Genomic DNA, 25,450 nt, shown 5'->3' with positions numbered 1-25,450 from the left:
CAACAAGGGGGAAGATAGTGTTGCGGAAGCCGGGTTCGGGACGTTGGAAGCTGCTGGCGGGGGCGGTCGCGTTGGCCGTTCCCGCGACCGCATGGGCGCAGGTGGCACCACTGCCCAGCCGGCAGGAGGTGACCCCGCCCGTGCCGGAAACGGACCGGGCGCCGCGCGCCGATGTGGATTCGCGCGGTGCGTTCGCGATCGGCAACTGCCCGTTCGCGGACTCGCCGCTGCGCGTGTCGCTGAACCGGGTGGCATTCAGCCGGGCCGATGGCGCACCGTTGCAGCCGGAAATCGCCCAGGCGCTGACCAAGGTGCAGGCACCGACTGGTGACCAGTCGATCGCCACGGTGTGCGAGATCCGCGACCGCGCCAACGCCGCGCTGCGGTCCGAAGGCTGGATCGCGTCGGTCCAGATTCCGGCGCAGGAGATTACGGGCGGCGTGCTGCGGCTGGAGGTGGTGACCGCGCGCATCGTCGAACTGCGTGTGCGCGGCGATGCCGGACGTTATGAACCGTTGCTGCGGCGCAGGCTGGCGCAGATCCAGGCGATGGACCCGCTGAACGAGCGTGAGGCGGAGAGGCTGCTGCTGCTGGCCGGTGACGTGCCGGGGCTCGACGTGGCGCTGTCGCTGCGCGCGTCGGGCGGCAAACAGGGCGATGTGATCGGCGACCTGACGGTCAGCTCGCGCCGCTTTGCCCTGTTCGCCAATGTCCAGAATTACAATTCGGCGTTGCTCGGTCGCGAAACGGTCTATGCGCGCGGTGAGCTGTACGGGCTGACCGGGTTGGGCGACATCACCTATCTGGGCGCGTCGGCGGCGGTCGATTTCCCCGAACAGTTCATCGTGCAGGGCGGCCATATCTTCGAGGTCGACAGCGCCGGCACCAGCTTCGGCGCGCGGGCAACCTATGCATGGTCGCGGCCCGATCTGGGGGCGCTCGACCTGCGCACCAATACGCTGATCGCCGGGTTCGACGTCGCGCGGCCCTTGGCGCGGTCGATCCGGTCGAATGCGCGGGTGCGCGGCGGGCTGGACTATATCGACCAGATTTCGCGCGTCGGCGGTGGCAGCGATGCGGTGACGCTGACCCGCGACAAGCTGCGCGTGGTGTTTGTCGGGCTGGATGGCGACAAGCAGTTCGTCGATGCGAACGGCAATGTCTGGCTGTCGATCGCGGCGAGTGGCGAGCTGCGCAAGGGGCTGGGCATCCTCGACGCCAGCGAGCGTCGCTTCGCCGACGGTGTGCTGACGTCGCGGCTGAACGGCAACCCGCAGGCGCTGGTGTTCCGCAGCGCGGTCGACGCGACCGTCAGCGTGGGGCCGATTTTCAGCATCGCGGCGCAGGGGCAGTTCCAATGGTCGAACGACCCGCTGCTCAATTACGAGGAGTTTGCGCTGGGCAGCCTGACGATCGGGCGCGGTTATGATCCCGGTTCGAACAGCGGCGACCATGCGGTCGGCGGCCGGTTCGAGGCGCGGGCCGATGTGCCGCTCTGGTCGCCGGTCCAGGCACAGTTCTTCGGCTTTTACGACCATCTGTACCTGCGCAATCTCGACCGTACCGCGATCGAGGGGCCGCGCAATTTCAAGAGTGTCGGTGGCGGCGTCCGGCTGTCGCTGCCCGGCAGCGTCGTGCTCGACGTCGCCTATGCCAAGCCGCTCGACAAGGCGCTGCTGCTCGACGAACGTCGTCCGCCAGCGCGTGTGCTCGTTTCGTTGACCGCGCAGCTGCGCGATCGCGCCCGATAGGAAATGCCGATGCCCGTCGTCGCCACCGCCCGCCGCCTTCGCGCCGCTCTCGTGCTCACCACCGCCTGCGGGGCGCTGTTCCCGGCATTGGCGGTGGCGCAGAGCGCGCAGGTGCGGTTGCCGACCGAAAGCGACGTGCGCGACGTACGGACCGACGGGCTGCGGCCGGATTTCAAGGACAGCAGCAACCGGTTGCGCGTCGACCTGCGCGGGCGGAACACCGTCATCGACTGGAACGGGTTCAACATCCCTGAAAGCAAGGAGGTCAACTTCACCGACGGCCGGCTGCTCGGCGGGCTGCGCGGGGATATTGCGGTGCTGAACCGTGACGTGTCGGGCAACCCATCGCAACTGCTCGGCAAGCTGACCAGCGATGCCAATGTCGCGGTGTGGGTGCACAATGCGAACGGCATCCTGGTCGGGTCGAAGGCGGCGTTCAACACCGGGTCGCTGGTGCTGACCACGCTGGACATATCGCCTGAGGATTTCGTGCGGGCAGGCGACAGCTATCGGTTGCAGGCCAGCGCAGGCAGCCAGTCGGCGATCACCGTCGAACAGGGCGCGAAGCTGCGCGTCGACGGCAGCACGCGCGGGCTGGTGATGCTGGCCCCCAAGATCGACGCGCATGGCGAGTTCGTGGCGGAGGGACAGGATGTCGCCTTCGTCACCGCCAGCGACGTGACGCTCGACTATCGTTCGGGCAGCCCGTTGTCGGTGACGATCAACCGGGGCAGCGCGGTCGCGGGCACCAGCCAATATGTGCGCGGCACGGTGGCGGGCAACAACGCCATCTTCGCGCTGGCATCGCAGGATACGCTGACCGATTCGCTGCTGCAGGTGTCGGCGGCGGTGACCACCGCCAGCGCCGGGTCGCGCGGGATCGTCCTGTCGGCGGGCAAGCCGGCGGCGGCGGTCAACGGCGTGACGGTCGCGGGCGATGCGGCGGCGACCGGCGGCGTCGCCCGGCTGCTGGTCGACGGCGCGCTGCGCGCCGACAATCGCGACGCGGACATCGTCGCCGGCGCCAGCGGTTCGGCGAGCTTTGGCGGCGCGGTGCAGACCCGCGACGACTTTTCGGTCGCATCGGGCGGGGCGCTGAGCATCGCCGGCAACGTCACCGCCGGTGGCGACGTGCTGCTGTCGGGACGCGGCGTGACGCTGGGCGCGACGGACCCGGTGACGCAGCGCGCGGGTGGCCAGTTCCGCGTCAGTTCGACCGATGGCGATATCGTCGGGATCGGTACGGTGACGCTGCGGTCGGGTGATACCGGTGATGACGGCCTGCTGCTCGAAACGCTGGGTAGCAGCGCGGGGAATATTCGGCTGGGAAGCCGCAGCCGGTTGATCGCGGGCGACGACCGGCGTGGCGGGCTGACGCTGGCGCGGCGGGACGGTGCCACTGCGATCGATATCGGATCGGTCGAGGCGCGGGCACTGCGCGGCGCGGTGGGCAGCGGTGCAATCGGCACCGGCGATGTGAACCTGCGCGAGGCACTGTCGATCGGCGGGTCGACCATCGTCACGGGCGATCTGGCATCCGACCGCGCGATCGACGTTCGCGGCAGCGGCGCGGTGACGACCGGCGGGATCGATAGCGGTGCGGGTGCGACCGTGGTCGCGGGCACTGCGCTGACTGTCGGCGGCGATGTTGCGGCATCCGACGGCGTCAGCCTGCGCGGCGGTTCGGTCACGCTGGGTGGCAGCGCGTTGCGCAGCGGCGGCGGGATCGACGTCACCGCGTTGACCGGGGGTATTACTGGCTCGCGCGCGCTGGCGATCGCGTCGGGCAGCAGCCGGCGCAGCGACGTCATCAAGCTGCAGGCGGCGGGTGCGGACGGTATCGTGCTGGCCGATGGCAGCACGATCACCGGCGGCACCAACCGCGCGCTGGACGTCCGGGTCTTTACCGCCAGCGAAGCGCCGCTGAAGCTCGGCGACGTGACCGCACGGTCGCTGGGCACCATCGCGACGCTCGACGGCGATACGGGGCCGGGCGGTGCGTTCCGGTCGGCGGGATCGCTGACCTTCGGGCGGCTCGATCTGGTCGACGGCTTCGCGGCGGAAAGCACCGGCGGCAATCTGACGGTCGGCCGGATCGCGGTCAGCGGCGCGTTGCAGGGAATCGATCTGCGCGCGGCGGGCACGCTGTCGGTACAGAGCGATATCAGCACCAGCGGCGCGGTGACGCTGGCGAGCGGGACGGCGCTGACGCTCGGCACGATCGAGAGCCGCGACCGGGCGGTGACGCTGACCAGCGGTGGCACGTTGCGTGCGGGGCGCGTGTCCGGCGCGACCGGCGTGACCGCCAGCGGGACGGCGGTGACGCTGGGCGATGTGCGCGGTGGGACCGGGGCGGTGACGCTGGGTGCGACATCGGGCGACTTGTCGGTGGCGAGTGCGGCCGGACGCCGGGTCGCGCTGGATGCCGGGGGTGGCATCGGCGTGACCGGCACCCTGACAGCCGATGCCGGCGCGGTAGAATTGAACGCGGGCGGTGCGATTGCGGTCGCGGGGACGATCCGCAGCACGGGCGGCAATGTCCGCGTCGTGTCGACCGGCGGTAGCGTGGGAGTGACCGGCGGGCTGACGTCGGACGGGGCGGCAACGCTGTCGGGAACGGCCATCACGCTCGGCGGCACGCAGACGGCACGCGGCGCCTATAGCGCGACCGCGTCGGCCGGGGGGATTACGCGCAGCGGCAATGCGCTGTCGATCCGCGCCGACAGCGATGCGACCGGTGGCGAAGGCGTCACGCTGGGCGCGACCGGTGGTGCAATCGACTTGGGCGACAGTCGGATCGATGCCGGCGGCACGGTGCGGCTGACCACCGATGGGCAGGGGATCACGATCGGCGGCGTGCAGGCCGCCGGACTGGTGGCGACCGGAGCGACCACGACCGGGGCAGCGATCCGCACCGGCGACCTGCGTCTCGGCGGACCGGTAACGCTGCGCGCGGCGGGCGACGTGACGACCGGCGCGATCAACACCGATGGCGCAGTGACGCTCGGCGGCAATGCGGTGCGGTTCGGCAATGCGCGCGCGGCGAGCCTGTCGGCGATCGCCGCCGGGGGGGTGGTCACCGGCGGCAATATCGACACGAGCGGCGATGTGCAGGTGCAGGCGGCGAATGGCGTGCTGACCCTGGGGCGGATCGCGACGACCGGTGGCGACGTCGCGCTGGGCGCGCTCGGCCCGGTGTTCGTGCAGGGCGTTGCGTCGGCTGGAACCGCGTCGGTGATCGGGACGGGTGCCGGCAACGACGTGTCGGTGGCCGATGGCGTCGCCGCCAACGGCGCGGTCACGGTGCGATCGGGCCGCGACATCCGCACCCCGTTCGTGCGCAGCGCTACGGGTGCGCTGACGGTGGCGGCGCCCAATGGACGACTGGCAGGGTTCGTCACGGGCACCGGGACCAGCCTGTCGGCAGGCGCCGGCCAGCCCTTCTCGCTGACGGTCGGCACCGATGCGGTGCTGGGCGATGTGGTCGGCGGCAATATATCGATCACCGCGACCGCGATCACCGCCAACCGGATCGATGGCGGCAGCTTGCCGGTCGCGCTGCGGGCGACGGTGGGCGACCTGACGGTTTCCGGGCCGGTGACGGGCAGCACGGTATCGCTGACGGCGGCGGGACGGGCGCTGCTGGGATCGGTCGATGCGTCGGGCGCGGTGACGTTGGGCGGGGCGCAGGGGCTGTCGTTTGGGCGCGTGTCGGGTGCGTCGATCGACGCGAGCGGCGGTGCAATCCGCGGCGATGCGCTGTCGTCGACTGGTGCGATCACGCTGAGCGGCGCCGACGTGACGCTCGACCGGATCGACGCGGGGACACTGACTGCCGATGCGACGGGTACGCTGGCGATCGGTACGATCGAGGCCACGGGCGACGCGGTACTGACCGGCGCTTCGGGCAATTTCGGCGACGTTACCGCCGGGGGAGCGCTCGGCATCACGACGAGCGGCGCGACGCGCTTCGGCCGGTTGACCGGACAGAGCATAGCCGCCACGGCGCGGGGTGGCGCGCTCATCGGAACGGCGGTGGTCGCGCGCGGCAACGCGACGCTGACCGGGCAGTCGATCGATCTGGGTTTGGCCGAGAGTGGTGGATCGCTGTCGGCGAAGAGCGACGCCGCGCTGGCGATCGGCACGGTCCGGGCGACCGGGGATGCGACCCTGACCGGCGCGACCGGCACTTTCGGTACCGTCACTGCCGGCGGAGCACTCGGCCTTTCGACGACGGGTGCCACGCGCTTCGACCAGCTGACCGGGCAGACGGTCACGGCGACCGCGCAGGGCGGGGCGCTCAATGGAACGGCGGTGGTCGCGCGCGGCAATGCGACGCTGGCGGGCCAGTCGATCGATATCGGGTCGGTCGATAGCGGCGGGGCGCTGTCGGCCACGACCGGCGGAGCATTGACGCTCGGTACCGGCAAGGCGGTCGGCGACGCGGTGTTGTCCGCCGGTACGACCGGCAATTTGGGTACGGTGACGGCCGGAGGCGCATTGCGAGCGACGTCGGCCGGCGCGTTACGGTTCGACCGGTTGGCGGGACGGGCGGTCACGGCGGCGTCGCAGGGCGGTGCGCTGAGCGGCGGCACGGTGAGCGCGACCGGCGATGTTACGCTGGGCGGCCAGTCGATCGCGGTCGGGCCGGTCGCCGGAGCCGGCTCGCTGGCTGCCGATTCGACAGCGGGCGCGTTGCAGCTTGGCGCGGTGGCGATGGGCGGGAACGTCACCGTCCGGGCGAGCGGCGCGGCGACACTGGCGAACGGCGTGACCGCTGGCGGTGCGTATCGGGTGACCGCAGGATCGATCGCGCTGGGCGGTGAGCAGCAGGCGGGCGGCGAGGTTCGGCTGAGCGCGACGAACGGCGCGATCGGCGGGGCGTCGGGGCTGACGCTGGTGAGCGGTACGGCAGGCGGTACGGCACCGATCATACTCGACGCTACCGCCGGCATCGACCTGTCGGGCGCGAGCTTGCGCACCGGGGCGGGCTCCGCGCTGGCGCTGCGGGCAGGGCGCGGGCAGGCGATCCGGCTGGGATCGGTCGAGGCAGGGTCGCTCGGCGGCTTCGACGGGAGCGCGCCGGTCGACCGGCTGACCCATGATGGCAGCGTGACGACCGGTGACCTGACGGTCGGGCGCATGGCGGTGACGCTGAGCAGCGGCGACCTGACGACCGGACGAATCAGCGCGACGGGGCCGGTGTCGTTGATCGCGAGCAGCGGTTCGGTTCGGGGCGGCGACCTGACGGCGGGCACGCTGGAGGCGAAGGCCGGATCGACATTGGCGCTCGGTACGGCGACGGTCGGTGGCACGGCAACGCTGGAAGCGGGCAATATCGACCTGCGCGCGCTGACCGCGCAGGCGCTGACGATCAAGACCGCCGGGACGCTGGGTGCCGGGAATGGCGGCGCGACGGCGCTGCGCACGACCGGCGGCGATCTGACGGTGGAAGCGGGAACGGCGCGGCTGGCCAGCGTCGAGTCCGCCGGGTCGGCGACGTTGCGCGGAACCTCGGTCGAGGTGCGGGACAGATTGTCGGCGGCACGGGCGCTGCTGGTCGAGGCGCGTTCGGCGCTGACGCTGCAGAATGCGGCGGCAGGCGGTGATGTGTCGCTCGCATCGACAGGTGCGGTGAATGCGGGTGAAGTGTCGGCGGGTGGCGCGCTGTCGGTCGATGGCGCCGGCGTTACGTTGGGCGCGGTGCGGGCCGGCGGGGCGTTGAAGGCGACCAGCAGCGGCGGACTGTCGCTGGCGTCGGGTAGCGGCAACGGCATCACGCTGGATGCGGTCGGGTTGGTGCGCGCGGGTGCGCTGAGCGGCGGGCCGTCGATCGCGATCCGCGGTGCCGATGCCGAACTGTCCGGCGCGATCCGGGGGAGCAGTGTCCGCTTCGCCACGCGCGATCCGGCGACGACCGCGCTGCGCATCGGTGACGGGACGCAGGCCAACGGCTTTCGCCTGTCGGCGGCGGAGGTCGCGCAGGTCGCGGCCGACAGCGTCGCGTTCGACGGCGGCGCGGGCGCGATGGAGATCGGCAGCGTCGCGCTTGCCCCCTCCGTTGGGCGATCGGTCGAGATGCTGTCGACCGGCGATGTCCGCGTGACCGGACAGGTAAGCGCGACCGGGGCCGGCCGCAGCATCCGCATCGGCGGCGATGGCGCGAACGGCAATGCCGCGACGATCCACCTGATCGCGACCAGCGATGCGGGCGGTCGGCTGTTGGTCGGCGACAACGACCTCGACCTGCGCGGCAACCGGATCGCGGCGGGGCTGTCGACCGGGTTCCTCGATACGTTGCAGCCGGGCGATGCCGGACGCGCGCAGGCGCAGGCGCTGATCGGCAACCCCAATTCGGCGCTGTACAATACGCAGCTGGGCGGCGGCTTCTTCGCGCCCGATGCGACGACGATGATCGCCGCGCGGTCGCTGACCGTCCGGTTCGGCGATTATGCGCTGTTCCAGAATACGGCGGTGCCGGGGCGGTCGTCGGGCGTCTCCGTGGGATCGCTGACCGCGCCGGTCACGCCCGCGCTGCGCATCGCGACCTATGGCACGCCAGCGGCGGCCAGCTTCGCGTTCTTCGGCGACATCAACGGCATCACCGGGGCGGGCGCGGCGCTGCTCGGAAATCCAGTGATCGATATCCAGCCGCAATTGTTGCCCAACAGCCGGATCAACGGCTGTCTGGCCGGGTCGGGTGCCGGGTGTCTGACGACGATCGTCATCCAGCCGACCTTGCAGGTGTTCGATTGGGACAGCCAGGCGGTGTTCGGCATTTTGCAGGACGTGTCGCTGCCCTTCACCCCGATCATCGGCGGCAATAACGAAGCGTTGCTGAGCGGGCTGCCGGCACTAGTACCCGAAACGCCCGCCGATGCCGCCGCGCCCGCCCCGACCGTCGTGCCGTCGCAGGAGCCGAAGCCTTGATCCGTCGCCCCATCGTCCCGTTGCTGTCGGGTGCTGCCGCCGCCGTGCTGGCAGGATGCACCGCCACGCCGCCCGCGCGGCTCGACAGTTTCAACCTGGGCAGCAATGCCGCGGGCGAGCGGTGCGCGGCGGCGCGCAACTGGAGCGACGCGGCGACACCCGATCCCTTCTCGCGCGCCTATGCCATCACCTGTTCGAGCGTCGCGGCGAGCCGGCCGCTGGGCACCGTCCGGATCGTGCCGGCCGAAGCAGCGGCGATCGAGGCGGTCGATGCGCAGTTCGATTGCGGCGACCGCCGCGACCTGACCATCAGCGGCAATCCCGCCACCGCGGCGCGGTGTTTCGACAAGCAGACCGGGCTGGAATCGATCCGGCTCGACCTGACGCGCGGACAGCGGCGCTATGTCGCGGCGGGCACCCCGGCGATCCTGCCGCAGGTCGAGGAGGCGCTGGCCATCGCTGCCGGGCTGCGCCAGCCGGCGGTCGCCGCGACCTATGTCGCGACCGCGAGCGTCGATGCCGCCAGCCTGCCCGTGCGGGCAGGGGCGCTGGCGGCCGATGCCGCGCCCGCCCAACAGGCGACCGCCAGCGCCGCGCTGACGCAGGGCATCGCGCTCAACCACAAGGGGCTGCATGTCGAGGCATCGCGCGTGCTGAACGATGCGCTCGCCCGGCTGACCCCCGACGCACCGCCTGCGCTGAAAGCCGAATTGCTGCTGGAAGCGGGCCTTGCCGACTCCAACATCCGCTTCCCCGACGCCGCCGCCCAGCATTTCGAGGGGGCGCGCGCAATCTTCGTCGCGGTGCCGGCGACGCGCACGCCGTTCCTGCTGCGCAAGCTCGACACCTATCGCGCGCTCGATGCGATCAACCGCGCCGCGTTCAACGAGGCGCTGGCGACGCTCGACCGCAGCGGCGGGACGCCCGGCGCGACCGACCGGCCGCTGGAGGATGCGGCGACGCTGGTCGCGCTCAACCAGCCGGCGGCGGGCGATCGGGGGATGCCGGCGCTGGCCGATACCGCGCACCTGTCGCGGCTCGTGCTCGATGCGCAGTCGCATTATGCGCGCAGCATCGCATTGCTGGGGACCGGTGATCGTCCGGGAGCGCTCAGGGAAATCGATGCTGCCGCCGCCATCTATCGGCCGCTGACCAACCAGCGGCTCGACCAGACGCAGCTCTATTGGCTGGGTGCTCGGATCGCGCGGCAGCAGGGGCGGTTGCGCGCGCAGGCGGGGGATTATCGCGGCGCGCTCGACCATTATACGACGACGGTCGAGTTGCTGCGGCGCGGGTCGATCGCCAATGCCGGGACGGGCAGCGAGCCGGCGATTGCCGAGGCGGAACTGGAACGCGCGGCGGTCTATGCCCGGGCGGGTGCATCGCGGGCCGAAGCGCGCAGCGCGTTCCGCGATGCGGTCGATGCGGTGATCGCGTCGGGTGGGACCGCGCCCAGCGGCGCGATCGGCATGGAGGATTATCTCGACCTGCTGGTCGCCGAATCCGCCAGGCCGGCGGCGGACACCTATGACCTGTTCTTCCGCGCGGTGCAGGCGGCGGGCGAGCCGGCGGTCGCGCGGCAGATCACCGAACTCCGCGACGTCGTCACCGCCGATCCGGCGGTGGGCGCGGCGGTGCGCGAGCGGGCCGATCTGGAGCGTGAACTCACCCGGTTGCGCTTTGCGCTGTCGAGCGGGGGCGAGGGGGCGCCGGGTAGCTCGACCGCCGAACTGAACCGCGCGCGGGAGGCGGCGGAGAACCGGCTGCTCGCGGTCGATGCGCAGCTGGCCGCCGATCCGCGCTACCGCACGCTCGACGAAAGCCCGGCGACGTTGGCCGAACTGCGCGCCGCGCTGCGCCCGGGCGAGACGTTCCTGAAACTCACCACGCTCAACCGCCGCATCTACGGCATGGTCGTCACCGCCGACCGGACCTATCTGTATCAGGTCGCCGAGAGCGAGGCGGCGCGCGGTGCGGTGCTCGAACTGGCCGGGCAGTTGCGGCAGTCGATCGATGGCGATCTCGGCTTGGGCAAGCTGGTGCCGTTCGATGAAGCCCGCGCCTATACGCTGTACCGGCTGGTCAGCGGGCCGGCGGCACCGGTACTGGCGGCGTCGCGCGCGATCGTGGTCGATCCGTCGGGACCGTTGCAGCAATTGCCGGTCGGGGTGCTGGTGACGCGCTATGCGGCTGATGCGTCGAAGAGCGATCCGTTCGACTTCTCGCGCACCGCGTTCCTGGCGGCCAATGCCTCGATCTCGACCGCGTTGTCGCCACGATCCTTCCTCGTGTCGCGTGCGCTGCCGGCGTCGCGGGCGCAGCGGGCGTTTCTGGGCTTCGGGCAGAACCAGCCCGGATCGCCGGTGCCGGCACCCGGCTCGAACGGCCAGATTCGCGTCGGCTTCGGCTGCATGGTCGCCGCCGACCGGTTGAACAGCATCGCCCGCTCGCTAAAACCAATCGACGCCCGCGAACTTAACATTGCCGCCGGGGCGCTGGGCGCGCGCGATGCGCAGTTCGTCACCGGTCGGGCGTTCAGCGATACCGGTGTGGAGGGACGCCAGGACCTCGACCAATATGAGGTCGTCCATTTCGCGACGCATGGCATCGAGGAAGGGCTGTGGGGCTGTTCCAAGTCGCCGCCGGCGCTGGTCACGTCGTTCGGGCAACCGGGGTCGGACGGGCTGCTCGACTTTTCCGAGATCGCAAAGCTGAAGTTCGACGCGAATCTCGTCGTGCTGTCGGCATGCGACACGGCGGCAGGCGTGCGGGGCGAGGCGCTGCGCCGCGCGGTCGGGCAGGAGGAGCCGGGATCGACGCTGGAAGGACTGGTCCGCGCGTTCCTGACCGCCAATGCCCGGTCGGTGCTGGCAACCTATTGGCAGGTGTCGGCCGAGCAGGAGAGCAAGGAGTTCATGCGCAGCTTCTATAGCGAGGCGCGGACCCACAGCATCGGCGAAGCGCTGCAACGCGCGCAGCGGACGTTGATCGCGCAGCCGCAATATTCGCATCCCTTTTACTGGGGGCCGTATTTCCTGGTCGGCGACAGCGCGAAGTCGATGCTGAGTGGCGGGGCGGGCGCACGGATCGCGGCGCGCTGATCATGCGCGCGATCGCGCTGGCCGGGGCCGGGGTGCTGGCGACCTGGATCTGCCTGTGGGGGGCGGCACCGTTCGCCGACCATCTGGTGCAGGGCCTCTCGCCGGTCGCGGCGGACGCGGGGTTCGGCGTGATCGTGTTCGGGGCGATCCTGATCCTCGCGCTGGGTCTTGCGAGGGTGGCTGGCGTGCCGTTGCGGCCGGTGGCGCTCAAAGGATTTGGCGGCGGTTTCGCCATTGGTCTGGCCGGGTTGCTGCTTGCGATCGGCTATTGCGCGCTGGCAGGGACGCTGGGGCGGGGTATCGGACCTGCGGCACGGATCGCGCTGCCGCTGGGCGTGCTGCTGGTGCTGCTCCAGGTGACGGCGGAAGAGGTCATGTTCCGGGGCTATGTCCAACCGCTGCTGATCCGCGGGGTCGGGGCGGGCGTGGCGGTGCCGCTGACGGCGCTCGCGTTCGCTGCGTTGCATGCGCTGTCCGGCGGCGTCGAGCCGGTGATGCTGACGAACATGCTGCTGGGCGGCGTGCTGTTCGGGTTGCTGGCGCTGGTTCGCGGGCTGGGTGCGGCGATCGGCGCGCATTTCGCGTGGAATGTCGTCGAACAGCTGGGCGTGGGGCTGGACCCCAATCCCGGCACCGGCGCGTTCGGATCGGTGATCGACCTCGACCTGGTCGGCGCTTTGCGGTGGGGCGGATCGGCGGCGGGGTTGAACGGCAGTTTCGCCATGGGGATCGCGCTGCTGGCCGTAATCCTGCTCGTCGTCGGGCGGCGACCGGTATGAGGCTACATCGTCTCCGCCCGTTTCGCGTCGATCGCGTCGCGAATCTTGCGGAACCCGACCATCGCAGCGGTGGGAATCGACCGGCCGCCGCCGGTTTCGATCGACATCGGGTCGACCGCCTGCCCGTCGATATGCACTTCGTAATGGAGGTGCGGGCCGGTCGAGCGGCCGGTGGTGCCGACCTCGCCGATCTGCATCCCCTGCGCCACCCGGCTGCCCGGGATGATCGCGGGCGCGATGCGGTTCATGTGCAGGTAGAGTGTTTCCCAGCCATTGTCGTGGCGCAGCCGGACGAAATTGCCATTGGCGCCCTTCATGCCGGCAAAGCTGACCGTCGCGTCGCCCGCCGCGAAGATCGGCGTGCCGGTGGGGGCGGCGAAGTCGGTGCCGCGGTGCATCTTGCGAAAGCCCAGAATGGGGTGACCGCGCATCCCGAAGCCCGAACTGATCCGCGCCGCATCGACCGGGGTGCGCATCAGCGCGCGGCGGCTGCTGCGTCCGCTGCTGTCGAACCATTCCGCCTCTGCATCGCCGGGCAGCTGGTACAGGTAGAGCGCGCGCGTCTTGGCGGCGGTGGCGAGCGAGGCATAGACGAGGCGCGGCGCGCCGACCGGTTCGCCATCGGCGTTGACGCGCTCCTCGAACCCCGCTTCGAAGATGTCGCCCGGCGCGACCTCACGCTGGATGTCGAAATCGTAGCGAAAGGCGTTGGCGAACGGGCCGACCAGCACATCGCTGACCCCCGCCGCCACGGCCGAGCTGTAGAAGCTTTCGCCATCCAGCTCGCCGCGCACGAAGCGCAGGCGACGGGTGAGTTTCGCCGACAGCGGCTTGGCGGCGAGCGTCCCGTCGCCGGCCCGCTCGATCGCGACGCCGCCGCCATCGGCATGGGTGAGCGTGGCGGCGTGCAGATTGCGGCCTGCCAGCGTGACGTCGAGCCGGAGCAGGCCCGGTGTGTCGCCCAGTGCAGCCTGCCCCAGTTCGGCAGCGCGGGTGGCGTCGGCTTCGGCTACGCCCAGCGAGCGGAGGGTCGGGGCGATGGCGGCAGGGCCGGCGATGTTGAGCACGCGCTGGTCGTAGGATGCGCCAGGCGTGGCGGTGGCGGCGGGGCTGGCGAGGTCGTCGCCTGCCGGTCTTGCCGTGTAGGCGAGGATCGCTCCGCCCAGGGTTACCACGACGCTGGCGATCAGCGGCGTCCGGCTTCGCCCGCGCGCGACCGGTATCGGCGGTGGTGGCGGGACCGGCGCGGGACGCGGGCTACCCCAGGAGCGCGGGTCGTAGGACGGGTCGGAATCGTCGCGATGCTGCATGGCCTGCCCTTGGAACCAATAGCAGCGTCGGGCGTCACCTTGGCAGCTATTGCTGTGGCGAAACGATCTGGCATGCACTTGGCTCCGGCGCGCTGTTTCCGGCCAGAAGGGGGGAGAGGTTGGTGAAGAACCGGGTGGCGTGGTCCGAGGGTATGTTCCTGCGACCGCAGCATTTTCAGGCGCAGGACCGCCATGCCGAAGCGCAGCTGAACGCCCGCATCGCCTCGATCCGCCCTTGGCCCTGGGGGCTGACCGAACTGGTCATCGACGAGGATGTGGCGACGCTCGGCAAGTTCGCGGTGACGCGCGCGACCGGCATCCTGCCCGACGGCACGCCCTTCGCCATTCCCGACGATATCCCGCCGCCTCCGCCGCTCGATATCCCCGCCGATGCGCGCGACGCGCTGATCTCGTTGACCCTGCCGGTCGCGCAGCCGGGTGCCGTGCAGTTTCGCGAGGCGGACAGCGACAGCCTCGATGCGCGCTTCCTGGTCGACGATGCCGAGGTCGCCGACAGCTTTTCCAGCGACCGGACGAGCGAGCCCGTCGGCCTTGCCCGCCCGAACCTGCGCTTCGGCGTAACCCGCGACCAGACCTATGGCCGGGTGACCCTCGGCCTCGCCAAGGTCCGCGAGGTGCAGAACAAGCGGGTGATGCTCGACGACCGCTATATTCCGGCGACGCTGGACATTGCGGCGGCGGCGCGGTTGCGCGGCGGGCTGTCGGACATTGCCGGGCGCGCCGGACAGCGCGCCGGCGAACTGGCGCTGCGTGCGGTCGAGGCGACCGATGGCGGGTCGGACACCTTTGCCGGGTTCCTGCTGCTGCAGGCGCTCAACCGCTGGCTGCCGGTGCTCGACCATCTCCAGCATCTGCCGATGGTGCATCCCGAACGGCTGTTCGAGGCGCTGGTGTCGATGGCGGGCGAGCTGGCGACGCTGATCCGCCCCGAACGCCGCGCGCCGCCGCTGCCGCGCTACGACCATGTCGATCCGCAGCAATGTTTCGATCCGGTGTTCGACCTGCTCCAGTCGATGCTGTCGGCGGTGTTCGAACGCTCCGCCGTGCAGCTGCCGCTCGATCAGGCGGGGCCGGGGGCCTATGTCTCGCGGATCACCGACCACGCGCTGTACCAGACCGGCTATTTCTACCTCGCGGTATCGGCCGCCGCGCCGGTCGAGGAAATTCGCGGGCTGTTCCCCTCGGTCGCGAAGATCGGCGCGGTACAGCGGATGCGGCAGATCGTCGATTCGGCGCTGCCCGGCGTGCCGCTGCGCCATACCCCGACGCCCCCCCCACAGCTGCGGGTGTTGCCGGGCTTCGTCTATTTCGAGCTGGATCGCGGCGTGCCGGACTGGGCCGAGTTCCAGCAGGCGACGGCGCTGGGCCTGCATGTCGCGGGTGACTGGCCGGGGCTGAAGCTCGAACTATGGTGCGTGAAGCGGAGCGCGCGGTGACCGAAGACGGCGACGAGGGCGACAAGACGGTCTTCCGACCGTCGCCATTGCAGGGGCTGCGACAGAATGCGGCGTCGGGCGCGGGCTATGGCGCGCCGCCGCCTTTGTCGCGGACCGGCCATGCACCGGGCAGCGCCCCGCTCGCGCCATCGCGGCTGGCCGATGACGACGTGCCGCTGCCCGCGACACCGCCAAAGGTCCGCAACATCATGCTGGCCGAGGCCGAGCCGGTACTCGCGCTGCTGGCGGCGGTGCGCGCCGGGCGGGTGCGGATGCCGATGCCCGAATTCCACCGCGAATGCGCCAAGGCGATTGCGACGTTCGAGCGCGCTATCGCGCCGCACTATCCGGAGGAAAAGCGCCAGCGCGCCAAGTATGCGGTCTGCGCCACCGCCGACGACATCGCGCAGAACCTGCCCGGCATCGGCACCGATGGCGCCGAATGGGCGCGGCGGTCGATGGTCGTGCAATTCTTCCATGAGAATATCGGCGGCGACCGGTTCTGGCAGCTGGTCGACGACATGCTGCGCACGCCGAACGACAATCTCGACCTGATCGAGCTGTTCCATGCGTGCCTTGCGGCCGGGTTCGAGGGACGGTTCCGCGTCATGCCCGACGGGCGGCGGCGGTTGCAGGAGATCATGACGCGGCTGTACGGCGCGCTGCCGCATGTCCGCGCGCTGTCGCAGGTCGAACTGGTCCCGAACTGGCGCGGGGAAAAGGCCCCGCCCGCGCGGATCGGGATGAATATCCTGGCACTGGCGGCGGCGGGCGCGCTGGCGCTGCTGGTGCTGGCCTATGCCGTGTTGCGGCTGATGCTGGCGTCGAGCGGCGATTTGCCGACCGATCGGCTGGCCGCGCTCAACCCCGACAGCCGACTGACCCTGTCGCGTCCGGCCGAGGCGATGGCGGCGGCGCGCAGCGAACAGGCATCGCGCCTCGCCAAATTCCTCGAACCCGAAATCCGCGAAGGGCTGGTGACGGTCGAGGAGGATGCGCAGACGGTGCGGGTGCGCACCACCGTCGGGCAGCTGTTCGAATCCGGATCGGACGAACTGGAGGCCGGCCGCGAGACGCTGTTCCATCGCATCGGTCGCGCGATCGAGGGAGAGCGGGGGTCGGTGCTGATCGAGGGCCATGCTGATAACGACCGCGTCGCGACGGTCCGCTTCCCCGACAATATGGCGCTGTCGGAGGCGCGGGCGGAGACGGTAGGGCGGCTGATCCGCGACGACCTGTCCGATCCGTCGCGCGTGACGACCAAGGGGCTGGGGGAAAGCGTGCCGATCGCGTCCAACGATACGCCGGAGGGCAAGTCGCAGAACCGCCGGGTCGAGATCATCGTGCCGAGGCGTTCATGATGCGGCGGTTCTTCACCAACTGGTATGCGGTGACGCTGCTATCGGCGCTGGTGCTGGCGCTGATCATTGTCTTCGCACTGCCGCTGTTCTTCGCCTTCTTCCGGCCGTGGAGCGTCCGGATCGCGTTCGTCATCGGCATCGCGCTGCTCTGGGGCGCATGGTGGGGTTGGCGGCGGTGGCGCGCGAAGAAGCGGTCCGACGCGATCGCCAAGGAACTGGCCGGACCGGACGCGGCCGAGGAAGAGGGCAAGGCGCTGGGCAGCCGGATGGGCGATGCGCTGGCCAAGCTGCGCAACGCGTCGGGCAATCGCCGCGACTATCTCTACAGCCGCCCCTGGTATGTCATCATCGGCCCGCCGGGTGCGGGCAAGACGACGGCATTGCTCCATTCGGGCCTGCGCTTCCCGTTCGTCGAACAGGCGGCGAAGGGCGTTGGCGGCACCCGCAACCTCGATTTCTGGTTCGCCGACGAAGCGGTGCTGGTCGACACCGCCGGCCGCTATACGACGCAGGATTCGGACGCGACCGTCGATGCGGCGGGGTGGAGCGCGTTCCTGAACCTGCTCAAGCGCCATCGTCCGGCACAACCGATCAACGGCATCATCGTCGCGATCGGCGTCGATACGCTGGTCGGCAGCGACTGCGCCGCGATCGACGCGCATGCGAGTGCCGTGCGGCGGCGGCTGGTCGAGCTGCGCCGCACGCTGGAAACGGCGGTCCCGGTCTATCTGATCGTGACCAAGGCCGATCTGCTCGCCGGGTTCGGCACCTATTTCGACGATCTGGATGTCGAGGGTCGACGCGCGGTGTTCGGTGCGACGCTTCCCTACGCCGATGGTCGCCCGAGCGCCGAGGCGCTGGCGCAGGCATTCGACATATCGGCACAGGCGATCGCCGACCGGCAGGCGCGGCGATTGTTCGAGGAAGTCGACCAGCGCCGCCGCGGCATGATGCTGGGCTTCCCGGCGCAGTTGCGTAGTCTGCGCGCGCGGTTGATGCGCTTTGCCGAGGGCGCGTTCGTCGCTGGGGACGATGCCCCGGCGCAGTTGCGCGGTTTCTATTTGACCAGTGGCGTGCAGGAAGGGGCGCCGCTCGACCGTATCCTCGCCGCGATGGGCGATGTGTACGAAACGCCTGCCGGGGGGATGGAGACGCGCAGCCGCGCCTATTTCCTCAACCGGCTGTTGACCGAGGTGATGTTCCCCGAAGCCGGGTTGGGGGCGACCGACCTGCGCGCGCGCACCCGGCACCGCGCGCGGCTGATCGCGGCGTTGGCGGCGATCGGGATCGTCACCGCGCTGGTGCTGACCGCATGGGGCATCAGCTATGCCCGCAACCGGGCGTTTCAGAACGAATTGGCGGCACGCGCGCAGCTGGCCGAGAACCAACTGCGCGAGGCAGGGGTCGATCTGGTGCAGGTGCGCGAGGATGATGCCGATCTGCGCGCGGCGCTGCCCGCGCTCGACACGCTGCGCAACCTGCCGCGCGGCTATGCCGAACGGCGTGCGGGCGGACCGCCGCTGATGATGACCTTCGGGCTGTACCAGTCGAGTCTGAGCCAACAGGCCGAGGAAAGCTATCGCGTGGCGCTGCGCCGGATCCTGCTGCCGCGCCTGTTGCTGCGGCTGGAGGCGGTGATGCGTGCCGATGGGCGCGATCCGATGCGGCTGTACGAACCGCTCAAAGTCTATCTGATGCTGGGCCAGCAGGGGCCGATGGATGCGAAGGCGGTCAAGGCATGGGTCACCGCCGACTGGGCGGGCGAACTCTATCCCGGGGCCGACAGCCAGGCCGAGCGCACCGCGCTGACCAAGCATCTCGACGCGCTGCTGGAGGATCGCGACATTGCGTCGGTGTGGCCCAACCGTCGCCCGCCGCTCGACGCCGGGCTGGTCGCGTCCGCCCGCGCGGCGGTACAGACGCTGAGCCTTGCCGACCGCGCCTATGCGGTGATGCGGCAGAAGGCGGCATCGGCGGGTCCGGCGTGGGAGGCGGCGAACATATTGTCGCAGGGCGATGTGCTGGCCTTTGCCAATCCGGACGCGGTCGCGGCCTATCGCATCCCCTATTTCTTCACGCGCGCGGGTTATGAGAAGGCGTATCTGCCGGGATTGGCGACGGTGCAGCAGGATCTGAAGCGCGACCTGTGGGTGCTGGGCGGTGCCGGGGAAGCCGGGGTCGGCGAGGAATTGTCGAACGTCCGGCCGGGCGTCGCCGGCCTCTATGCCAAGGACTATATCGCGGCGTGGGACGGCATCATCGCCGCAATGAAGCCCGGCGCCTATTTCCGCGATCCCGCCGCGTTCGGGGCGCTGACCAAGAGTCCGTCGCCGCTGAAGCGCGTGCTGCTCGAACTGCGCAAGAACACGATCTTTACCGGCGGGGTGCAGGCCGGGCTGGCGCGGGCCGGGCGCTATGGCATGAATCGCTCGCGGCTGGGCCGGGTCGCCAACGAGATCGGCCGCGATCGCGCCAGCGGGATCGATGCGGGCGACGAGATCACCGCCTATTTCGCCACCCTCCACGAATATGTCGGCGACGGGCGCGGTTCGGCCCCGGTCGACGAGTTCATCGGCGGGATCAAGGCGGCGGGACAGGCAGTGATCGCGGCGCAGTCGGTCGGCGGCGGCGGCGGATCGGATGCGACTCAGGCGGCGATGGCCACCGCACTCGCCACGGTCAAGGCATCGGCGGCGCAGGCTCCGCCGCAGTTGCAATCCTTCGTCAATGCGGCGGCAGGTGGCGGGGCGGCGGCGCAGATCGGCGCGGCGAGCGGCGCGGTGACCGATGCCTATGCCCAGAGCGTCCTTCCAGCCTGTCAGGGGGTTGCCCAGGAGCACTACCCTTTCTTCGCAAATGCCCCGGACGCGCCGATGGCTGAAACGCTGCGCGTGTTCGGGATGGGCGGGGTGATCGATTCCTTCGTGCAGCAGCGGCTGGCGAAGATGATCGACACCGGCGGGCCGGTGTGGCGCTGGCGTGAGGGTGATCCGGTGGCGGCGGCGCTCAACCCCGCGACGCCGGAAGCCTTTGCGCGAAGTGCCGAGCTGCGCGACCTGCTGGCCGGCGGGCTGCCGATCAAGGTCGCGGTGGCGCGGTTCGGGCAGGGGGTCGGCACGGTCGAACTGTCGAGCGGCGGCACCCGCTATCGCTTTACGCCTACAGCCAACCAGCCACGTCCGCTGCTGTGGTCGGCCAATGGTGGCCTGCCCGAGGCGTCGCTGATCCTCTACGGCCCCGCGACGCCGGGTGCCGCGCCGGCTGGGGGCGATGCGCCGCCGGGACCGGAGATCGCGCGGATCGAGGCGGAAGGGCCGTGGGCGCTGTTCCGGTTGATGGACCGTGCCGAGAAGCGCAATGCCGGCGAGCAGCGGATCGAGGCCGGGTTCGGCGACGGCGCGGCGCGCAGCACGCTGGCCATCGCGCTGCCGACGAAGCGTAACCCGTTCAGCCGCGCCGGGCTGTGGTCGTTCCGTTGCCCGAGGGCGCTATGATGGCATGGGTTTTCGGCAAGCTGCCCGCGCATGGCGATTTCGTGGCGCGCGGCATGGATGCGGCGACCCGCGGGATGCTGGACGACTGGCTGGCGGCGGCGATGGAGGCGGCGCGGGTGCGGTATCCGGATTTTGCGGACCGGTTTGACGCGGCGCAGCCGTGGCGTGCGGAGGGTAATGGCGTAGCCGGGGCGATCGCCGCGTCCCAGGATGCGGTGGGTCGGCGCTTTCCATTGCTGCTGCTGACCGATGGCGACCGCCATGATCCGGCGGCGTGCGAGGAACTGCTCTACGCCGCGATCACCGAAGGCTGGGACGTGGACCGGCTGGCGGCGGTGGGGGCACCCCCTCGCCGCCCGGTGGCACGCTGGATCGGCGAGGACCGTTCGCTGAATGGTGCTCGCCCGGTCGACCTGATCGGCGAGATGCTGGCATGAGCGGCGCGGTCCGTGCGCGCGGGGTCGCCGCGACCCATCCGGGGCTGAAGCGCCGCATCAACGAGGACCGCTTCTGCGCCCGCCCCGATCTGGGGCTGTGGGCGGTGGCCGATGGCATGGGCGGCCATGCCCATGGCGACTGGGCCTCGAACGCGGTGGTCCAGGCTTTGGAAGGGGTGGCGCTGCCCGCCGATTTCCACGACGCCACGCGCACGGTTGCCGATGCGGTGCACAGCGCCAACCGCCGTATCTGGGCCGAGGCGCAGCGGCGGACGCAGCAAATGGGGTCGACCGTCGTCGCGCTGCTGGTGCAGCAGGGCTGTTTCTCGGCGATCTGGGTCGGCGACAGCCGCGCCTATGTCCTGCGCGACGGTGTGCTGCACCCGCTGACCCGCGATCACAGCCAAGTGCAGGAAATGGTCGATCGCGGGCTGATCTCGCCCGAACAGGCGCGCGACCATCCGCGCGGCCATGTGCTCGCGCGCGCCGTCGGCGTGGGCGCGCGGCTGGAGGTCGATGTCGTGACCGACGATGCGCTGCCGGGCGACCTGTTCCTGCTGTGCAGCGACGGGCTGACTGCGACCACCGACGAGGCGACGATTGCCGCCGTGATGGCGATGCCCGACCGGCAGGCCGCGCTCGACCGGTTGATCGAAGGTGCGTTGGCAGGCGGGGCGCCGGACAATGTGACGATCGTGCTGGTCGCGGTCGAGGAAGCGACGACGCTGTCGCTCGGGCGAGGCGTCGCATGATCGGCGAGGATGACCACGACCGCACCGTGTTTCAGCCGGGCGACGGCGATGGCGATCGCACCGTGTTCGAACCCGTAGGCGGCACGGTGTCGCAGCGCAGCGCCCATATCCAGCCCGGCGACGTCCTGAACCACATGTTCGTCGTGCGCCGTTTCCTGGCACGTGGCGGCATGGGCGAGGTGTTCGAGGGCGCGAACCTTGCCACCGACGAACGCGTCGCGATCAAGGTGATGCTGCCCGCGCTGGCCGCCGATCCGAACGTCATCACCCTGTTCAAGCGCGAGGCGCAGACGCTCACCCGGCTGCATCACGAGGCGGTGGTGCAGTACCGCGTACTGGCGATGGAGCCGGAACTGGGCGTCCTCTACATCGTCACCGAATATATCGACGGGACCAGCCTGTCGGACATGCTCGCGACGCTGAACCCCGATCCGGCGGCGCTGGGCGCGCTGTTGCGGCGGCTGGCATCCGGCCTTGCGGCGGCGCATCGGCTGGGGGCGATCCACCGTGACGTGGCACCCGATAATGTGCTGCTGGGCGGCGGCGACCTGAAGCGGGCAAAGCTGATCGATTTCGGCATCGCCAAGGACCTCGACCCCGGTACGGCGACGATCGTCGGCGACGGGTTCGCCGGCAAGCTGGGCTATGTCGCGCCCGAGCAACTGGGCGATTTCGACCGGGCGCTGGGGCCGTGGACCGATGTCTATAGTCTCGGGCTGCTGATCCTCGCGGTCGCGCGCGGCGCGGATCTGGGGCTGGGTGGCACGCTGGTCGATGCGGTCGACAAGCGACGCGCGGGGCTGGACCTGTCCGCCGTCCCGCTGCCCTTGCGCGGCGTCGTCGAGCGGATGGTGCGACCCGACCCGGCGCAGCGGCTGCGCGATATGGATGCGGTGCTGGCGGCACTCGACGCGGCGGAAGTGCCGGGGGCCGCGCCGAGCGGTCTGCCGCGGCGCTGGCTGTGGCTGGCGGGGGCGGCGCTGCTCGCCATCGTCGTAGCGGTCGCGCTGTTCCTGTCGGGGCGGGGGGGCGACGATCCTGCCGAGGGCGGCACGCCGGTCATGGTGCCGGGCGACCCGGTGCAGAACGCGCGCTCCGCGATCGATTCCGCGCTGCCGTCGGTCGGCTGTACGTGGCTGAGCATTACCGACATCGCGGCGGCGGGCGGTGGGGTCGATGTCGCGTTGACGGGCGTGGCGGGCGACCCGGCACAGGCGCAGCGCGAGATTGCCGAGACGCTGCGCGATCGGGGCATCGCCGCGCGCAAGATGGATTTCGCCGACGTCGCCGTCATCACCCCGGCGGGATGCGCCGCACTGGACGCCTATCGTCAGATCCGCGCGAACGGTCGCAACCGGCTGAGCGTGCCGCAGCGCCGGTTCGAGATGCGGGCGCAGGACGACGGGTCGGCCTATGCCGGGCGGCAGGCGGCGAGCGCGATCGTCGGGATCGATATCGGCGATCCGACGCTCGACTTCGCGCTGCTCGGGATCGAACCGTCGGGGCGGATCGCGATGCTGATCGAGAATCGCCGTGCCTTTGCGGAGGCGCTGCGGGCGTCGCGCAACGAGGTGCCGATCAAGGACCTGGGCAACGATCGCTACCGGTTGCAGATCGACCTGGATCATGCCGGATGGTCGGGGCTGCTGCTGGTCACCGGCAAGGGGCCGTTCGAACCGGCGGTGCTCGCCCCGCCGCTCGGCAGCCGCGGTAGCGACTGGCGCGACAAGGTGGCGACGCTGGCGGGCGAGCGCGGCTGGCGCACCGAGATGATCTGGTTCGAATCGGTCGCGTCGCGCTGAGACTGTCGCTCAGCCGGATGGGTCGCTTCATCGATGGGGAAGTGATGGTGCCCAGGGACGGGATCGAACCGCCGACACTGCGATTTTCAGTCGCATGCTCTACCAACTGAGCTACCTGGGCACGCCCGGATGTCCGGGAGAGCGCGCCTGTTAGCGGTGCGAATCGTCGCTGTCCAGCCCGGTTTCACCTTTTTCGTCGGACGAGGCGGCCGGACCGGGAATCCGATATCCCTCCCCCATCCAGTTCAACATGTCGCGGTCGCGACAGCCGCGGCTGCAAAAGGGACGATAGGCAGCGTCCGTCGGTGCGGAACACAGCGGGCAGTTGTTACGGGAAGCGGGCCTGGACATGGCCGGCGGATATGGCGAGGCCGGCGTCGCCCCGCAAGGCGAGCGTGGCGCCGAGCGTGCGTTCGACCGCCTGCACCCAGTCGGGCCGCGCGGCGATGGCGGCGATGACGGAGGGATGTGCGGTGAGCGTGCGTTCGCCGCTGCCCCGGTCGCGCTCCGCCTGACGCAGCAGCGCGCGGGCATGGGCGGGGACATGGGCGAACAGTTCGGGCAGCGACGCGCGGCTGCGGCGGCGGACGATCTGGAGAAAGCCGAAGCCGTTGACGGCGGTCCGCTCGAAGGGTTGCGGCAAGGTGGCGTCGATCGCCTCGGCGGCAGCGAGGCGCACGGCCTTGTCGCCGACCGTCGGCAGGTCGATGCCGATCGATCCGGCAAGGTCGAGCCGGGCGATGGCCCGCGCCGCCGCGCGCGCGCCGGTAATCGCGAGGTCGGCGGGGGCCACGTCGCCGTCAACGTCGATCAGCGTCATGGCGGGGGTGAGCGATATGCTCAGCGCCCCGCCGGGAAAGCCGACCTGTCCGGTCATCGCCTCCTCGATCAGCAACGGCCAGCCCGCCTCGCCCAGCAGGTCGCGGTCGAACGGGCCGACGATGCGGGCACCAGGCAGAGCAGCGAGCGAGGGGCCATCGCCCGGAAAGGCGTCGGGCAGGGCGGGGCGGGCGCGGGCGCGCTTGGGCTTGCCGGGTTCGGGGGTGGCAGGCCGGGTAATCTCGACCAGCAGCGTCGCCCCTTCGGTAACCGCACGGGGCAGGGGGTGGAGCAGCGCCTCGCCGCCGTCCCACGCGACGATGCCTTCGTTGCGCACGGTAATGCGGCGGACGAGGCGGGCGGGGAGAATCGTGCCGGCGAGCAGCGCGTCGTCCGGTTCGATCCGTGCTTCTACGATCTCGTCATCGACGATGCGGGCGGCACGGATTTCGCCGATGCCGCGCTCGACGATCCAGTCAGCCAAGCGGGACGCCGGCGGTTTCGAGCAGCGCGCGCGTGTCGAACAGCGGCAGGCCGATCACGCCTGAATGGCTGCCCGACAAGAATCGGACGAACGCTTCCGCGCGGCCCTGGATCGCATAGCCGCCGGCCTTGCCCAGCCCCTCGCCGCAGGCGATGTAGGCGTCGATCTCACGCGGCTCGAGCCGCTTGAAGGCGACGATGGTGTCGGCAATGCGGATTCGCGCCTTGCCATCGGGCATCAGCACGCAGACGGCGGACAGGCAGTGGTGACGCCGGCCCGACAACAGTCCGAGCAGTTCGCGCTGGACGTCTTCGGTGGTGGCGGGCGGCAGGATGCGGCGCCCAAGCGCGATGGTCGTGTCGCCGGCCAGCACGACCGCGCCGTCCTGAGGCCCGATCGCGCGCGCCTTCGCCTCGGCAAGGCGCAGGGCGTAGGGGCGCGGGAGTTCGCCCTTCAGCGGATTTTCGTCGATATCGGGTGCCTCGACCCGATCGGGCACCGCACCGATCCGCGCCAGCAGGTCGCGGCGGCGGGGCGAGGTCGAGGCGAGAATCAGGCGCATGGCCGTCGGTCCGGACACGCGGGGGCCGCTTACTTGAAGCGGTAGGTGATGCGACCCTTGGTCAGGTCATAGGGGGTCAGTTCGACGAGGACTTCGTCGCCGACCAGCACGCGGATGCGGTTCTTGCGCATCTTGCCGGCGGTGTGCCCCAGGATCTCGTGATCGTTCTCGAGCCGGACGCGGAACATCGCGTTGGGCAGCAGTTCGACCACCTGGCCGCGCATTTCGAGAAGTTCTTCCTTCGCCAAACAGATACCTCGTGAAATTATGGCGCACCGGCAACCGGGCGGGTTCCCATAGGCGCTAAACGCAAAAAAGGAAAGCACGAACGACCGGACCCGTGGCTGGCACGGCCGGTCGATGCTGTGGGGGGTGAAATAGGGGGCGGCGGCGGGTACGGCAAGGGTTGCT

The 25,450-nt window shown here is 70.4% G+C and carries 15 protein-coding genes and 1 tRNA gene; 10 read left to right on the top strand and 6 right to left on the bottom strand.

Features of this window, described 5'->3' with window-relative positions; translation table 11 throughout:
• The first annotated feature begins 17 nt into the window (after positions 1 to 17).
• Genes CA237_RS10235 through CA237_RS10220 form a run of 4 tightly spaced genes read left to right on the top strand, consistent with a single transcriptional unit; the run spans position 18 to position 12,561 of the window.
• A complete protein-coding gene (locus CA237_RS10235; protein ID WP_126013980.1) occupies positions 18 to 1,751 on the top strand; it encodes a ShlB/FhaC/HecB family hemolysin secretion/activation protein in 1,734 nt (577 codons plus the stop codon).
• 9 nt (positions 1,752 to 1,760) lie between these two features.
• Positions 1,761 to 8,681, top strand: coding sequence for a filamentous hemagglutinin N-terminal domain-containing protein (locus CA237_RS10230; protein WP_164523861.1), 6,921 nt, complete (start codon positions 1,761 to 1,763; stop codon positions 8,679 to 8,681).
• Positions 8,678 to 11,782: a CHAT domain-containing protein gene (locus tag CA237_RS10225; protein ID WP_126013976.1), complete on the top strand. Its 3,105-nt coding sequence runs from the start codon at positions 8,678 to 8,680 to the stop codon at positions 11,780 to 11,782. The genes CA237_RS10230 and CA237_RS10225 overlap by 4 nt, the downstream gene beginning before the upstream one ends.
• Before the next feature lie 2 nt (positions 11,783 to 11,784).
• Positions 11,785 to 12,561: a CPBP family glutamic-type intramembrane protease gene (locus tag CA237_RS10220; RefSeq protein WP_084401330.1), complete on the top strand. Its 777-nt coding sequence runs from the start codon at positions 11,785 to 11,787 to the stop codon at positions 12,559 to 12,561.
• 2 nt (positions 12,562 to 12,563) lie between these two features.
• Here CA237_RS10220 and CA237_RS10215 read toward each other — a convergent pair whose 3' ends face one another.
• A complete protein-coding gene (locus tag CA237_RS10215) occupies positions 12,564 to 13,871 on the bottom strand; it encodes a M23 family metallopeptidase (protein WP_066688699.1) in 1,308 nt (435 codons plus the stop codon).
• A gap of 122 nt (positions 13,872 to 13,993) precedes the next feature.
• On the opposite strand from CA237_RS10215, the gene tssK reads away from it, so the two are divergent.
• From tssK to CA237_RS10185, 6 genes are read left to right on the top strand one after another with little or no spacing between them, the layout of a single operon-like run.
• Positions 13,994 to 15,328 (top strand): type VI secretion system baseplate subunit TssK, encoded by a 1,335-nt coding sequence (gene tssK / locus CA237_RS10210; protein WP_232307870.1) that lies wholly within the window; start codon positions 13,994 to 13,996, stop codon positions 15,326 to 15,328.
• The gene (gene icmH, locus CA237_RS10205) at positions 15,325 to 16,689 is read left to right on the top strand and encodes a type IVB secretion system protein IcmH/DotU (RefSeq protein ID WP_066688975.1); all 1,365 of its coding nucleotides are present in this window, start codon (positions 15,325 to 15,327) and stop codon (positions 16,687 to 16,689) included. The genes tssK and icmH overlap by 4 nt, the downstream gene beginning before the upstream one ends.
• Positions 16,686 to 20,183, top strand: a complete 3,498-nt coding sequence (gene tssM / locus CA237_RS10200; RefSeq protein ID WP_232307869.1) for a type VI secretion system membrane subunit TssM — start codon at positions 16,686 to 16,688, stop codon at positions 20,181 to 20,183. Before icmH ends, tssM begins: the two co-directional genes overlap by 4 nt.
• Positions 20,183 to 20,620 (top strand): type VI secretion system-associated protein TagF, encoded by a 438-nt coding sequence (gene tagF, locus CA237_RS10195; protein WP_066688696.1) that lies wholly within the window; start codon positions 20,183 to 20,185, stop codon positions 20,618 to 20,620. The genes tssM and tagF overlap by 1 nt, the downstream gene beginning before the upstream one ends.
• Entirely contained in the window at positions 20,617 to 21,372 is a 756-nt protein-coding gene (locus CA237_RS10190; RefSeq protein ID WP_066688694.1) for a protein phosphatase 2C domain-containing protein, read from the top strand. Before tagF ends, CA237_RS10190 begins: the two co-directional genes overlap by 4 nt.
• Positions 21,369 to 23,174, top strand: a complete 1,806-nt coding sequence (locus CA237_RS10185) for a serine/threonine-protein kinase (RefSeq protein ID WP_126013974.1) — start codon at positions 21,369 to 21,371, stop codon at positions 23,172 to 23,174. The genes CA237_RS10190 and CA237_RS10185 overlap by 4 nt, the downstream gene beginning before the upstream one ends.
• A 45-nt stretch (positions 23,175 to 23,219) precedes the next feature.
• On the opposite strand, the gene CA237_RS10180 is transcribed toward CA237_RS10185, so the two are convergent.
• From CA237_RS10180 to infA, 5 genes are all read right to left on the bottom strand, one after another.
• Positions 23,220 to 23,295, bottom strand: a tRNA-Phe gene (locus CA237_RS10180).
• Between the two features lie 29 nt (positions 23,296 to 23,324).
• Positions 23,325 to 23,525 carry a DNA gyrase inhibitor YacG gene (yacG, locus tag CA237_RS10175; protein WP_126013973.1) on the bottom strand — a complete coding sequence of 67 codons (201 nt, stop codon included), beginning with the start codon at positions 23,523 to 23,525 and terminating at the stop codon, positions 23,325 to 23,327.
• On the bottom strand, positions 23,503 to 24,477 hold the full coding sequence (locus CA237_RS10170; protein ID WP_066693961.1) for a ribonuclease: 975 nt from the start codon (positions 24,475 to 24,477) through the stop codon (positions 23,503 to 23,505). Before CA237_RS10170 ends, yacG begins: the two co-directional genes overlap by 23 nt.
• Positions 24,470 to 25,039, bottom strand: a complete 570-nt coding sequence (locus CA237_RS10165) for a nucleoside triphosphate pyrophosphatase (RefSeq protein ID WP_066693959.1) — start codon at positions 25,037 to 25,039, stop codon at positions 24,470 to 24,472. Before CA237_RS10165 ends, CA237_RS10170 begins: the two co-directional genes overlap by 8 nt.
• 29 nt (positions 25,040 to 25,068) lie before the next feature.
• A complete protein-coding gene (gene infA / locus CA237_RS10160) occupies positions 25,069 to 25,287 on the bottom strand; it encodes a translation initiation factor IF-1 (protein ID WP_003049127.1) in 219 nt (72 codons plus the stop codon).
• Positions 25,288 to 25,450 lie beyond the last annotated feature (163 nt).

It is taken from the genome of Sphingomonas sp. ABOLH (assembly GCF_003951715.1).
GTDB classification, from domain to species: domain Bacteria; phylum Pseudomonadota; class Alphaproteobacteria; order Sphingomonadales; family Sphingomonadaceae; genus Sphingomonas; species Sphingomonas hankookensis_A.
The sequence above is the reverse complement of the archived record's forward strand: the minus strand, read 5'-3'. Positions and strand labels throughout refer to the sequence as shown.